Source organism: Nonomuraea sp. CA-218870 (assembly GCF_050936535.1).
GTDB lineage: Bacteria > Actinomycetota > Actinomycetes > Streptosporangiales > Streptosporangiaceae > Nonomuraea > Nonomuraea corallina.
In genome coordinates this window covers 4,866,376-4,879,362 of sequence record NZ_JBNJMN010000001.1, presented here as the reverse complement: position 1 = coordinate 4,879,362, position 12,987 = coordinate 4,866,376, and the positions used below count along the sequence as shown (strand labels likewise).

Sequence of the window (12,987 nt, the reverse complement as noted above, 5' to 3'; positions counted from 1 at the left end):
AGTGCGCATAGAGCTCGATCGTGACCCCGCCAGGTACGCGCGCACGCCTCGACATGCAACGTCAGGTCCTCATCGAAGACCACCACCCACGACACCGACTGATCGGCGGCCACCGCTCACGGTAGTGCCGCTCGACCGCCGCTGACCTGCCCAACATGCCGTACGCACCCCCAGATACTGTGCGCCAAGTAGCCGCCCGCACTCCTTGAAGACTTGCTGCGGCGGTTGGAGAGGTTCAGGGGTTCGTCACGCCTTCTCGGACGGCACGGGGTGAGGCGGGGTCAGGTCATGGCGGGAGGGGCGGGGCGGCGGGCTCGGGCGGCCTCGCGGATGACGGCCCAGGTGTCCGCCACCGGGCCCAGGTGGCGTAGTTTGTCGGGGTTGATCACGGCGCGGATCGTCTGGATCCGCCCGTCCAGGATGTCGAACGCCAGAGTGTTGACGATCTTGCCGTCACGGTCGCGGAAGATCGCCCCCGGCTGGCCGTTGATCTCGCGCGGCTCCACCACGCCGCCGATGCGGGCGAACGGCCCGACGATCGCGGCCAGAGTACGGGCCACCTCGGCGGCGCCGAAGACGCCGCGGCCCCACAGCGGGGCCCGGCCGCCGCTGTCGCCGACCATCGCCACGTCGGCGGCGAGCAACGCGCGCAGCCCGTCGACGTCCCCCTCGCGGAAAGCGTGGAAGAACCGTCCCGCCAGTTCCTCCCGCTCCCGGCGGTCGGTCGTGAACCGGACCTGCCCCTCGGCCATGTGGCGGCGCGCCCGCACGGCGAGCTGACGGCAGGCCGACTCCGAGCGCCCCACCGCCGCGGCGACCTCGCCGAAGCCGAACCCGAACACCTCCCGCAGCACGAAGACCGCGCGCTCCAGCGGGCTGAGCCGCTCCAGCAGCAGCAGGGCCGCCGTCGACACCGAGTCGGCCAGCTCCGCCGACCGCTCCGGGTCCTCGTACGGGTCGGCAAGCAGAGGTTCGGGGAACCACCGCCCCGTGTACTCCTCACGCCGGACCCGGGCCGAGCGCAGCACGTCGATCGCGATCCTGGACACCGTGGCCGACAGGAACGCCTTGGCCGAGGCGGGCCGTCCCGGATAGGCGTCGTAACGCAGCCAGGCCTCCTGGACCACGTCCTCGGCCTCGCTCACGCTGCCCAGGATGCGGTAGGCGATCGAGAACAGCAGCGGCCGCAGCTCCTGGAACTCCTCCGTCCTGCTCACCGCGGCTCCTCCTTGAGAAGCTCCTCCTCGAACCCCTGACGCCAGGACGGGTGGCGCGGCCGCCAGCCGAGCTCCCGCTTGGCCTTGGCGTTGGAGAAGGCGCGTCCTTCCGTCATCATCGCCACCGCGGTCCTCCCGGCCAGTGGCCTGGCCAGCCAGGTCGGGATCCGCATCGGCGGCCTGGCGCCCGCGCACGCTGCCAGGTGAGGCAGCCACTCGCGCGCCGGGGCCGGTTCGTCGTCGACGATGTTGAACACGCCCCGCGCCCGCTGCTCCACGGCCAGGACGGTGGCCTCGGCCGCGTCGTCGAGATGCACCCACGAGCTGTGGCCGCGGCCGTCGCCGATGACGGGATACTGCCGTTTGCGCACCAGTTCGACCTGGGCGTCGGTGGCGCCCGGACCGTAGAAGGCGCCGTAGCGCAGCACCGCGCCCCCGGCCTCGACGACCGCGCGCTCCAGGTGGCGGATCGCCCGCGCGCCCTGCCCGGTGCTCGTCGGGTCCAGCGGGTCCTCCTCGGTCTTGACCCATCCGCCCTCGCGGATGCCGTTCCACGAGGCGTAACTCTGCGCCACGACGTGGGGGACGCCGGTCGCCTCGGCGGCGGCCAGCAGATGGTCCGTCCCCTCGGTGCGCAGCCGGTTGGTGGTGGCGAACCAACGGTCGAAATGCCTGATGTCCGGCTTGCCGCTGATGGCCGTCATCTGGTGCACGATCGCGTCCGGGCGGGCCCGGGCCACCGCCTCACCGACCGCCTCCGCGTCCAGCCCGTCCATCACGACCGCCTCGGCCCCCAGGCTCTCCAGGACGCCCAGCTTGCCCGGACCCGTCGTCGTCGCCGTCACCTGGTGACCGCGCGCCACGAGCCGGGACACCAGCCGTCGTCCCAGCACCCCGGCGCCGCCCGCCACGAACACCCGCATGACCATCACCTTCCCGACGTCGGTGGCCAGATCCACGTTCCCGGGACGAGACAGCCCAGGTGTTCTGTGACATGCGTACGGGACGACGACGGCCATGTCACAGGACGGCCGGCCTGTCTCGTCCCGGGGGGAGACACAGCGCCACCGAGACAGGAGCCTTGACCGTGGACGAGCACACCGTGCGCCGGAGGGTCGCGCTGATCACCGGGGCGAACAAGGGGATCGGGCGGGCGACCGCGGAGCGACTGGCCAAGCTGGGCATGACGGTCCTGATGGGAGCCAGGGACCCGAGGCTCGGCGAGGAGGCCGCGGCGGCGGTGCGCGCGGGGGGCGGCGCCGCGCACGCGGTCACCCTGGACGTCACCGACCCGGCCACCGCCGAGGACGCCGCGCGATGGATCGGGGAGCGCTTCGGCCACCTCGACGTGCTGGTCAACAATGCCGCCATCACCGGTTCTGGCCGGGTCGCGCCCGAGGACGCCGTCGACCAGATCCCCAGCGGCGTCGACCTGGACATGGTCCGGGCGGTGTTCGAGACCAACGTCTTCGGCGTGATCGCGGTGACCAACGCCATGCTCCCGTTGCTGAGGCGGTCGTCGGCCCCCCGCATCGTCAACCTCAGCAGCGGGGCCGCGTCGCTGACCGTCACCAGCGACCCTGGAGGCCCGCTGGCGGCGCTGCCGCAGTCGGCCGCGTACGCGCCCTCCAAGACGGCGCTGAACGCACTGACCGTGCAGTACGCCAACGAACTGCGCAAGCACGGCATCCTGGTCAACGCCGCGGCTCCCGGCTACGTCGCCACCGACATCAACGACCATCGCGGGTTCCTCACCCCCGCACAGGGTGCCGCGATCGTGGTGCGGCTGGCCGCGCTCGGCTCCGACGGGCCGACCGGCGGGTTCTTCAGCGTGGAGGGCCCGGTTCCCTGGTGACGGCCGGCTGAGGGATGCCCGCGGACGGGGGCGCGACGCAGAACAGGGGCGCGTCGCGCCCTCCCCGGCGGCCTGTGCCAGGTGCCCGCACCAAGGGCTTGCACCAGGGAAGGGGAGGGCGACGCGCCCGGTGAACGCGGCGGTCCTCGGTGAGTCCGGTGCCTGGCGCAGACTAGGCTTGTAGAGCACTCCTGCCGAACGACGAGAGAGATCATGAAGACCTTCGAAGAGCTGTTCGCCGAGCTGTCAGAGAAGGCGCAGACCCGGCCCGCGGGGTCGGGCACCGTGGCCGCGCTCGACGCCGGCGTCCATGCCATCGGCAAGAAGGTCGTCGAGGAGGCCGCCGAGAGCTGGATGGCCGCCGAGCACGAGTCCAACGACCGGGCCGCCGAAGAGATCTCGCAGCTCCTCTACCACGTGCAGGTGCTGATGATCGCGAAGGGGATCGGGCTCGACGAGGTGTACAAGCATCTCTAGGGCGCCCCGCGCCCGTTTCCGCCCGTCCCGCATACTTTCCGCGACACATCTGAGGAACCATCGACATGCTACGTCTGGCCGTACCCAACAAGGGCGCTCTCAGCGAGGCCGCCCAGATCATGCTCAAGGAGGCCGGCTACCGGCCCCGCAGAGACAGCAAAGAGCTGTTCGTCGTCGACGAGGCCAACGGCTGCGAGCTGTTCTTCCTGCGCCCTCGCGACATCGCCGTCTACGTCGGCGAGGGCACGCTCGACCTCGGCATCACCGGCAGGGACATGCTCATCGACTCGGGCGCGCCCGTCGAGGAGATCATGCCGCTCGGTTTCGGCGCCTCCACGTTCCGGCTGGCGGCCAGGACGGGCGCCATGACCGGCGTGCACGACCTGCAGGGTCTGCGGGTGGCCACCTCCTACACCGGCCTGCTCGACAAGTACCTGTCCGACCAGGGCGTCGACGCGCGCGTGATCAAGCTCGACGGCGCCGTGGAGACCGCCATCAGGCTGGGCGTCGCCGACGCCGTGGCCGACGTGGTCGAGACCGGCACCACGCTGCGCAACGTCGGGCTGGAGGTGTTCGGCGAGCCGATCATGCGTTCCGAGGCCGTGCTGATCCGGCGGCACGACGCCGCCGACACGCCGGGCGTCCAGCAGATCATCCGCCGTCTCCAGGGCGTGGTGCACGCCCGTGACTTCGTGATGATGGACTACGACATCCGCGCCGAGCGGATCGACGAGGCCATCGCCCTCACCCCCGGCATGGAGGGGCCGACGGTCTCACCGCTGCACCGCGAGGGCTGGGTGGCCGTCCGCGCGATGGTCCGCCGTCAGGGCCACCAGCAGGTCATGGACAAGCTGTGGGACATCGGCGCCCGCGCCATCCTCGTCACCGACATCTACGCCTGCCGGCTCTGAGGCTGATGCGGCTGGTATGACCGGGTGGCTTCGCGGATCTCCGGAGAGATCGGGTCGTGGCCAGGTCGGTTCAGCCGTGGATCTGGACGCTTCCGCCGGCGATGTCCTGGGGCTCGGCGACGGACACCGCCCCGCTTTCAGTGGCGCAGCTCGGCGAGCACCCCGTAGTGGTCCGAGCCCGGCTCGGGGCCGGCGACCTCGCAGCGCCCGATCAGCGGCCCGTACGGTGCGGACCCGTTCATACCAGTCCCTTCACCGCCTCGACGGCCTGGTCGACCTGCTCGGGGGTGGTGACGATGCTGGTGCCGAAGCGGAGGAGCGGCGGCACGTACGGGGTGGTCGAGGCGATCACCTTGCGCTCGTGCAGGCGGGCCACCGCCTCGGCCGGGTCCAGGCCGTCGATCGAGCAGCACACCAGCCCCGCCGACAGCTCGGGGGAGTCCGGGGTGGCCAGCCGGACGTGCGGGAGCTCGCGCAGGCCGGCCTTGAGCCGGGTGGCCAGCTCCTGTGTGCGCTGCTGGACGCGGTCCTTGCCGATCGCCGTCTGGAAGTTGAACGCCTGCGTCATCGCCCACCGGTGCTCGAACGCCTTGTAGCCGCCCGGCGTGGCCAGCTCGGCCGTGGTCGCGCCCGGCCCAGCCCCGCGCTGCCAGGCCACGAACGACGCCCGCCCGAAACCCGGGATGACCGGCGCGAGCGCCTCCCAGGCCCGGCCCCACAGGATCCCGGTGCCGCGCGGCCCGAACAGCCACTTGTGGGTGCCGCTGGCCATGAAGTCGCAGCCCAGGTCGTCCATCCCGTCGGCGATCGCGCCGAACCCGTGCACCCCGTCGACGCACAGCAGCGCCCGGTCGTCCTCGTCGCGGTCCCGGTTGGCCTCGGCCAGCATGTCGGCGATGGCCCTGATCGGCAGCCGCACACCGGTGCTGGAGTGCACCCACGTCACCGCCACCACGCGGGTCCGCGGCCCCAGGCCCTCCTTGATCGTCTCGACGATCCGGTCGGCCGACGCCTTGGCCGGTTCGTCGTACAGCCTGACCCTGCGCACCTTCGCGCCGGTGCGGTCGGCGAGCAGCCGCACCCCCTCGTGGGTGGCCAGGAAGTCGTGCTCGGTGGTGAGCACGTCCTGGCCCTTCGTGAGCCGCAGGCCGGAGTAGAGCAGGCCCAGGCCCATGGTGGTGCTGTCGGTGAGCGCGATCTCGCGGGCGTCGGCGCCGATGTAGCGCGCCGCGGCCTCCAGCACGGCGTCGTCGGGGGTGGCGCGGCCGGAGGGCAGGTAGTGCGGGTCGGCGTCCAGGCCGGCGCGGTGCCGCTCGATCGCCGCGCGCACCGGGGCGGGTGCGGGGGCCAGCACGAACGCGGCGAACTGCCCGTACGCGGGATCGAGGGTGAACTGCGCGCGCACCGACTCCCAGTCACTCGCGTCGAAGGCGGGTGCGCCGGTGGGGGAACTGGCCGGGGAGGGGGCAGGGGAGGCGGCGGGCGTGCAGGCGGCCACCCCGGCGAGCATGCCCGTGCCGAGCAGGGCACGTCTGTTGATCGATCGCGTCACGCCTCCTTCCTATCCTGGCCCGCCGCGATCTGCCCAGAGCACCGGACGAGTCGTTACCCACCGCGTCAGAGCACGCGTCAGCGCACGGGTCAGCGCACGGGTCAGCGCACAGGTCAGCGCACGGGTCCGGTCGCGGGCCGCGGCTCCGCCGCCGGCCGGGCCTTCCGTTAGCCTTCCCGCATGAGCGCGCGACCGGCGAAGGGCGGCGGCCGGTGGGTGTCCGTGCCGCCGGAGCGGCTGCACCCGTGGATCGACGGGTTCGCCGCCCGCCACGGACCGTTCGAGGCCGCCGGCGACGCGCGCGTGGTGCGGCTGACGGCCCGTGACGGCGCGCTGGCCGAGCTGCACGTGCCCTTCCCGCCGATGCGGCCGGGGCCGCCGCACGTGACGCGGCTCGTCGAGCACGCCCGCGCCGCCCGGCGGGTGGGGGTGGTGCTGGTGCGGCTCGGCGGGTACGCGGCCGGGGTGTTCGACGGGACCGAACTGGTCGCGTCCAAGGTCGGGTCGCGGCTGGTTCAGGGGCGCACGGCGGCCGGCGGCTGGTCCCAGCAGCGCTTCGCCCGCCGCAGGTCCAACCAGGCCGGCAAGGCGTTCGAGGCGGCCGTGGAGACGGCCCTGCGGGTGCTGACGCCGTACCTGGGCGAACTGGACGCCGTCGTGCTGGGCGGCGACCGCGCGGCGGCCGGCGCCCTGCGCGCCGACCGCCGCCTGGCGCCGCTGCTGGCCCTGGAGGCGGAGCCGTTCCTGACGGTCCCCGACCCGAGGCTGGCGGTGCTCAAGGAGACCCCGGCCCAGTTCCGGGCGGTACGGGTGCGCGTGGTGGACCCGTCCTGACCCCTCAGGCGTCCAGGGCGCGGGCGCACGGCGGGGGACTCCTGCGACCGTCATGGTCCGAAGCCGTGGGCGGCGGGACCGCCGCGGTCGTCAGGCGTCGAAGGCGCGGGCGGCGGGACCGCTGCGCCTGTCAGGCGTCGAAGGCGTGGGCGTGGCCGGCGAGGAAGTCCGACAGTGAGCGGGGCGGGCGCCCGGTGAGGTCCTCGACCACGGTGGAGACGGAGGCCCAGTCCTCCGTCTCCATCTCCCGCATCATCGCGGCCAGCTGCGCGGCGACGCCCTCCGGAACCCCCTGGGCGGTCAGGTGGGCGGTCATGGCGGGGACCGGGAGGTCGGCGTAGGTCACCGGGCGGCCGGTCGCGGCGGTGATCGCCGCGGCTATCTCCTCGTGGGTGAGCGCCTCGGGGCCGGTCAGGGTGTAGGTCGCGCTCGGCCCGACCGGCCGGGTCAGCAGGGCCGCCGCCACCTCGGCGATGTCCCGGACGTCGATGTGGTTCACCCGGGCGGTTCCGTACGAGCCGTGGAAGCGGCCGTCGCGCACCTCCGTCAGCAGGTTCTGCATGAACCCGCCGGGCCGCAGGATCGCGTGCGGCAGGCCGGAGGCGCGCAGGTGCTCGTCGATGCGGCCGTGCGGGTCCTGGCCGAGCCGGCCGCCCGGTCTGGCGTGGCGTACCGAGACCGTCACCACCTGCGCCGCCCCGGCCTCCCTCGCCAGGTCGATCACGGCGCGGTGGGCGTCGGCGACGCCGGGCCAGAGGGAGCTGTTGAGGAACAGCCGGTCCCCCGGTGACAGGTGCGCGGCGATCGACTCCGGGCGCTCGAAGTCGCCGAGGGCGTGCGGGCAGCCCAGGTCGGCGGGCTCGCGGACCACGGCGAGCACCTCGTCGCGGGGCAGCAGGGAGATGAGCGCCCTGCCGATCGAGCCGGTCGCGCCGGTGACCACGATCATGACCACTCCTAAGCGGACGAAGATATTCCGGTTGAGTCGACCGTAACAGAAAACGGAATCTCATCGTCCATTTCTTTCCGGGTACGCTTCCTCCGTGCGGGCGGACGCCAGGCGGAACCTGGGCAAGATCGTGGAGGCCGCGGCGGCCGTCATGGCCGAGCGCGGGCCGGCCGCGCCCATGGACCTCATCGCCCGTCGTGCGGGCGTCGGCGTCGGCACCCTCTATCGGCGCTTCCCCGACCGGGCCGCGCTGCTGGCCGCCATGGGGGAGCACTACGCGCACTCGCTGGCCGAGGCCCTCGACCGCGCCGCCGAACGGGAGCCCGACGCCTGGAGCGCGCTGCGGGCGTTCGTGCTGTGGGCGGGCGAGTCGGGGCGGGGCGTGCTCGCCGCCGCGCTCGCCGCCCTGCCCGAGGAGGCGACCGTCGGGCCCGGGTTCGCGGAGATCCGGGACCGCTGGCTGGAGCGGCTCGGCGGGCTGGTCCGCCGGGCGCAGGCCGACGGCCGGATGCGCGCCGACGTGACGGCCGGCGACGTGGTGGCGCTGCTCAACCTGTTCGCCTGCCACCCCGGCTCGCTGCCCGCGCACGTGGCGTCCCGGCCCACCTGGTTCCTCGGGCTGATGCTGGACGGGATGAGCGCCGAGGCCGCGCGGCACTGACACCAGGCTTTGAGACGATTCAAAGGAATCTTCAAGGCCGCTATGATGGACCCCGTCCACGGCGGCACGGCCTCGTGAGGATCAATGGGGACCAGGAGCATCAAGGAGGTCGCGCAGCTGGCGCGGGTCTCGGTCGGCACCGTGAGCAACGTGCTCAACCGCCCCGAGATCGTCTCGCCCGCGACCCGCGAGCGGGTCTTCGAGGCCATCCGCGAGCTCGGCTTCGTCCGCAACGAGGTGGCCCGCCACCTGCGCGTCGGCCGCAGCCGCACCGTCGGGCTGGTCGTCCTCGACGTCTCCAACCCGTTCTTCGCCGACGTCGCCCAGGGCGCCGAGGCGGTCGCCGACGAGCACGACACGATGATGATGCTCTGCAACAGCGCCGCCGACCCCGAGCGCGAGCGCCGCCACCTCGACCAGCTGGAGCAGCAGCGGGTGCTGGGCGTCCTGATCACGCCGGTCGACGCCGCCAGTCCGCGCCTGGCCCAGCTCAGCGCCAGGGGCACGCCCGTGGTGCTGGTCGACAGCGCCGCCGCGGGCCCGCAGTGCTCGGTCGCGGTCGACGACCGGCTCGGCGGCCGGCTGGCCGCCGCCCACCTGGTCGAGCGCGGCCACCGGCGCATCGCGTTCGTGGGCGGGCCGCTGTCGATCAAGCAGGTCGCCGACCGGCACGCCGGGGCCTCGGCCGCCGTCGCCGCCGCCGGTGAGGGCGCCGAGCTCGTCGACCTCGAGATCGCCTCGCTCGGCGTGGCCGCCGGCCGGGCCGCGGGCGAACGCCTGGCCGCGCTGCCCGACTCGGCCCGGCCCACCGCCGCCTTCTGCGCCAACGACCTGCTCGCCCTCGGCTTCCTCCAGGCCATGGCGCTGCGCGGGCTGAGGGTGCCCGACGACGTGGCGATCGTCGGCTACGACGACATCGACTTCGCCGCCGCCGCGGCCGTGCCGCTGTCGTCGGTGCGCCAGCCGCGCGAGCTGCTCGGCCGGACCGCGATCGAGCTGCTGCTGGAGGAGGTCTCGGCGGCGGACGAGCACCGCCACCGGCAGGTGATCTTCCAGCCCGACCTGGTCGTGCGCGAGTCGAGCAAGGCCGTCCGGCGCGACGCCTGAGCGGACCCCGCCGTCCACGAGTCCGGACGGAAGGCGTTTTCCCCAGCCTCGGATTCGTCGCCGGAGACGGTTGACTTTGATTCGATTCAACACTACTTTCGCAGCAACCGACCGCCGTTCACCCCCGCGTAACGGGACCGGAACCACCCGGCAACGGGTCCCGTCCCCGGGCCCGCGCACACGCCACGAGAAGATGCCGCCGGATGAGCCATTCCGCCATGTCAATCAGGTTCCAGGCCGCCTGTTCCGAGGTGGTCTGGGCGGCCCGGCTGAACGCGCAGTGGATCGTCTTCACGCTTCTCGGCGGCGTGCTGCTCGGGCTGGGACCGGCCACTGTGGCCGCGTACACCCTGGCCCGCAGGCACGCTCACGGTGAATCGATTCAGGGATGGGCCGCGTTCTGGGGCGTCTACCGGCGCGAGTTCATCCGCGCGTCCCTGCTCGTCCTGCCGCCGGCGGTGGCCGCCGCCGTCCTGGTCGGCAACTACCTGTACTTCACGGCCCTGGGACCCGAGGGGGCGGCCTGGCGGGTGGTCACCGTGGTGGCGCTGGTGGCGCTCGCCGGCGTCGGGTCCTACCTGGGGCCGCTCTACGCCCACTACGACCTGCCGCTGCCGGCCTACCTGCCGAAGGCGTCGCTGCTGGCGCTCACCCGCCCGGCCTCCTCCGCGCTGCTGCTGTTCGTGCTCGCCGCGATCGTCTTCGCGACGATGGCGGCGCCCCTCCTCGCGCCGCTCGTCAGCGTGGGCGCGTGGATCTGCCTCAACACGTGGCTCTGCCTGCGGTTCTTCGACGAGAACGAGGCGCGCCTGCACTCGAAAGGGAACCGATGACCGCATCCCGTCGTCGCCGGCCTGCCGCCGCCGCGTTAGCCCTCGCCCTGGCTCTCACCGCCTGCTCCGGGGGAGGCGGCGAGGCGGCGGACGCGAACACGCTCACCCTGATGCTCCCGCTCTTCCAGACCGCCCCCGACCCTCAGGGGGAGATCCACCAGGCGGCCGAGAAGCTGACCGGCAAGAAGCTCCAGATCACCTGGGTGCCCAACGCCGACTACAACGAGAAGACCAACGTCACGCTCGCCTCCGACGCCCTGCCCGACGTCATGGTCATCCAGGACAACAAGGGCACGGCGTTCGTCAAGACTGCCAAAGCGGGAGCGTTCTGGGACCTCACCGACAAGCTGGACAAGTATCCGAACCTCAAGCCGAAGTCCCCGCAGGCCTGGCTCAACTCCAAGACCGACGGCCGCAACTACGGCGTCTACCGGGTCCGCCCGCTGCTGCGCTCGGCGGTCGTCATCCGCAAGGACTGGCTGGAGAAGCTGGACCTGAAGCTGCCCGAGACGACCGACGACCTGTACGAGATCGCCAAGGCGTTCACCGAGAGGGACCCGGACGGCAACGGCAAGAAGGACACCTACGGCCTGATCCTGCCCAAGTGGCCGGCCCCCGTCTTCTCCGCCTCCAGCCCGTACAACGTCATCGACGTCTGGTTCGGCACCCCGAACAACTACGGCGTGCGCGACGGCAGGCTCGTCCCCGAGTTCGACGTGCCGGAGTTCTGGGAGGCCCAGAAGTACATCAAGCGGTTCGTCGACGAGGGCCTGGTCAACCCCGACTGGGCCACCCTGGACACCGGCAAGTGGAACGACCCGTTCCTGCAGGGCAAGGGCGGCATCATCATCGACGTCAACGTCCGGGCAGGGGAGCTGTTCGACAAGTTCAAGGAGCTGGACCCGGAGACCTACCACGAGAAGGTCGCGATGGCCGGCAACCTCGCACGGCCCGACGGGCAGAAGTTCTCCTACCCGTTCACCGGCTACAACGGCATCGTCGCCGTCTCCAAGCAGCGCGTGCGGACCGAGGAGCAGCTCGACGACGTGCTGAGGACGCTGGACAAGCTGGCATCCAAAGAAGGCTCGATCCTGCTCAACAACGGCATCGAGGGCCGCAACTTCAAGGTCGAGGACGGCTTCGCCGTCAAGATCAATGAATCGGACCCGGCCGTCAAGGTCATCAACAACGACGTCCAGTTCGGCTTCATCCAGCTCGGCATGACCTCCAGCGTCGGCGTGGCGGGCGACGCGTACGAGTGGATGCGCCCCAGCCAGGCCGAGCGGGACTGGCTCAAGCAGCGTGACGAGCTCATGGAGCTCGACCTGCGAACGGCCGTGCACGACCCGTCGCTGCCCGTGATCTCCCAGACCGCGGTCGACCAGGGCGCCACGCTCAACCCGATCCCGACCGACGCCCGCATCAAGTACCTGGCGGGCGACCTGACCGAGGAGCAGTTCAAGGCCGAGATCAAGCGCTGGTACGACAGCGGCGGCACCCGGATCCTGGCCGAGCTCCAGGCGGGGATCTCCAAGGTGGGCGGCTGACCGGCTCGACCAGGAGGCCCGGGGACACCCGGGCCTCCTCCTGGGGAAAGGAGGCCGTCGTGGCCACCGATCTGGCGTCGCCCGTCACCGAGGCGGCCCCCGGGCGCCGCCGGGACAGGTCCGGACGGGTGCCGCTCCGCGCGGCGCTGCGGCGCTACCGCTGGCTGTACGTGATGCTCGTCCCCGGCCTGGCCTACTTCGCGATCTTCAGGTACCTGCCGATGTACGGCCTGACCATCGCGTTCCAGGACTTCGTGCCGTTCAGCGGCTACTCCGGCAGCCCGTGGGTCGGGCTCAAGCACTTCGAGGCGCTGTTCACCGGACCCGACTTCGGCCGGCTGCTCTTCAACACGCTGTTCCTCGCCCTGCTCACCGCGGTCTTCGTCTTCCCTGCGCCGATCGTGGTCGCGCTGCTGCTGAACGAGGTGCGGGTCAGCGCGTACAAGCGGTACGTGCAGTCGTTGATCTACATCCCGCACTTCCTGTCGTGGACGATCGTCTTCTCGCTCACGTACCTGCTGTTCGCGGTGGACTTCGGCGTCATCGCCGGCTGGATCCACAGCCTGAGCGGCGGCGGCCCCCTGGTCGACTACATGGCCAGGCCGGAGTGGTTCAGGCCGCTGGTCATCCTGCAGCTGCTGTGGAAGACGTCCGGCTGGGGGACGATCATCTACCTGGCCGCGCTGGCCGGGGTGGACCCCAACCTGTACGAGGCGGCGCGGATGGACGGCGCGGGCCGGTGGCGGCAGTTCTGGCACGTCACGCTGCCCGCGATCCGCCCGACGATCGTGGTCATGGCGATCCTGACCTCCGGCAACCTCCTCGACCAGAGCTTCGAGCAGATCTGGCTGCTCACCAACTCGCTGAACCGCTCCACGGCGGAGGTGTTCGACACGTTCGTCTACTACGTCGGCATCGCCGGGGCCGGCTACAGCTACGCCACGGCGGTCGGCCTGTTCAAGGGCGTCGCCGGCGTCGTCCTGATCTTCGGCGCCAACTGGCTGGCCAAGCGCATGGGCCAGCGCGGACTGTTCTGAAGGAGCG

13 protein-coding genes are annotated in these 12,987 nt (G+C 71.9%); 9 read left to right on the top strand and 4 right to left on the bottom strand.

Annotation, left to right across the window (positions count from 1 at the left end):
• Positions 1-281: 281 nt before the first annotated feature.
• Entirely contained in the window at positions 282-1,217 is a 936-nt protein-coding gene (locus ACQEUU_RS23545; protein ID WP_433069353.1) for an RNA polymerase sigma-70 factor, read from the bottom strand.
• Positions 1,214-2,176, bottom strand: a complete 963-nt coding sequence (locus ACQEUU_RS23540) for an NAD-dependent epimerase/dehydratase family protein (RefSeq protein WP_433069350.1) — start codon at positions 2,174-2,176, stop codon at positions 1,214-1,216. Before ACQEUU_RS23540 ends, ACQEUU_RS23545 begins: the two co-directional genes overlap by 4 nt.
• Before the next feature lie 128 nt (positions 2,177-2,304).
• On the opposite strand from ACQEUU_RS23540, the gene ACQEUU_RS23535 reads away from it, so the two are divergent.
• The 3 genes from ACQEUU_RS23535 (at position 2,305) to hisG (ending at position 4,460) form a co-directional block, all read left to right on the top strand.
• Positions 2,305-3,072, top strand: coding sequence for an SDR family NAD(P)-dependent oxidoreductase (locus tag ACQEUU_RS23535; protein WP_433069348.1), 768 nt, complete (start codon positions 2,305-2,307; stop codon positions 3,070-3,072).
• 213 nt (positions 3,073-3,285) lie between these two features.
• Positions 3,286-3,549 carry a phosphoribosyl-ATP diphosphatase gene (locus tag ACQEUU_RS23530; RefSeq protein WP_148031308.1) on the top strand — a complete coding sequence of 88 codons (264 nt, stop codon included), beginning with the start codon at positions 3,286-3,288 and terminating at the stop codon, positions 3,547-3,549.
• 65 nt (positions 3,550-3,614) lie between these two features.
• Complete coding sequence (gene hisG, locus ACQEUU_RS23525; protein WP_433069345.1) at positions 3,615-4,460, top strand: ATP phosphoribosyltransferase; 846 nt, start codon at positions 3,615-3,617, stop codon at positions 4,458-4,460.
• 238 nt (positions 4,461-4,698) lie between these two features.
• On the opposite strand, the gene ACQEUU_RS23520 is transcribed toward hisG, so the two are convergent.
• The gene (locus ACQEUU_RS23520; RefSeq protein ID WP_433069342.1) at positions 4,699-6,012 is read right to left on the bottom strand and encodes an aminotransferase class V-fold PLP-dependent enzyme; all 1,314 of its coding nucleotides are present in this window, start codon (positions 6,010-6,012) and stop codon (positions 4,699-4,701) included.
• 180 nt (positions 6,013-6,192) lie between these two features.
• Between ACQEUU_RS23520 and ACQEUU_RS23515 the strand changes: the two genes are divergently transcribed.
• Positions 6,193-6,846 carry an acVLRF1 family peptidyl-tRNA hydrolase gene (locus ACQEUU_RS23515; RefSeq protein WP_433069339.1) on the top strand — a complete coding sequence of 218 codons (654 nt, stop codon included), beginning with the start codon at positions 6,193-6,195 and terminating at the stop codon, positions 6,844-6,846.
• Positions 6,847-6,976: 130 nt separating this feature from the next.
• On the opposite strand, the gene ACQEUU_RS23510 is transcribed toward ACQEUU_RS23515, so the two are convergent.
• Positions 6,977-7,795, bottom strand: coding sequence for an NAD(P)H-binding protein (locus ACQEUU_RS23510; RefSeq protein WP_433069336.1), 819 nt, complete (start codon positions 7,793-7,795; stop codon positions 6,977-6,979).
• Between the two features lie 94 nt (positions 7,796-7,889).
• Here ACQEUU_RS23510 and ACQEUU_RS23505 point away from each other — a divergent pair, with 94 nt between their 5' ends.
• The 5 genes from ACQEUU_RS23505 (at position 7,890) to ACQEUU_RS23485 (ending at position 12,980) form a co-directional block, all read left to right on the top strand.
• Positions 7,890-8,456 carry a TetR/AcrR family transcriptional regulator gene (locus tag ACQEUU_RS23505; RefSeq protein ID WP_433069335.1) on the top strand — a complete coding sequence of 189 codons (567 nt, stop codon included), beginning with the start codon at positions 7,890-7,892 and terminating at the stop codon, positions 8,454-8,456.
• A gap of 84 nt (positions 8,457-8,540) precedes the next feature.
• Positions 8,541-9,563 (top strand): LacI family DNA-binding transcriptional regulator, encoded by a 1,023-nt coding sequence (locus tag ACQEUU_RS23500; RefSeq protein WP_433069332.1) that lies wholly within the window; start codon positions 8,541-8,543, stop codon positions 9,561-9,563.
• Between the two features lie 218 nt (positions 9,564-9,781).
• Positions 9,782-10,396, top strand: a complete 615-nt coding sequence (locus ACQEUU_RS23495) for a YesL family protein (RefSeq protein ID WP_433069330.1) — start codon at positions 9,782-9,784, stop codon at positions 10,394-10,396.
• Positions 10,393-11,943: an extracellular solute-binding protein gene (locus ACQEUU_RS23490; protein WP_433069327.1), complete on the top strand. Its 1,551-nt coding sequence runs from the start codon at positions 10,393-10,395 to the stop codon at positions 11,941-11,943. Before ACQEUU_RS23495 ends, ACQEUU_RS23490 begins: the two co-directional genes overlap by 4 nt.
• A 59-nt stretch (positions 11,944-12,002) precedes the next feature.
• Complete coding sequence (locus ACQEUU_RS23485) at positions 12,003-12,980, top strand: ABC transporter permease (protein ID WP_433069324.1); 978 nt, start codon at positions 12,003-12,005, stop codon at positions 12,978-12,980.
• Positions 12,981-12,987: the final 7 nt, after the last annotated feature.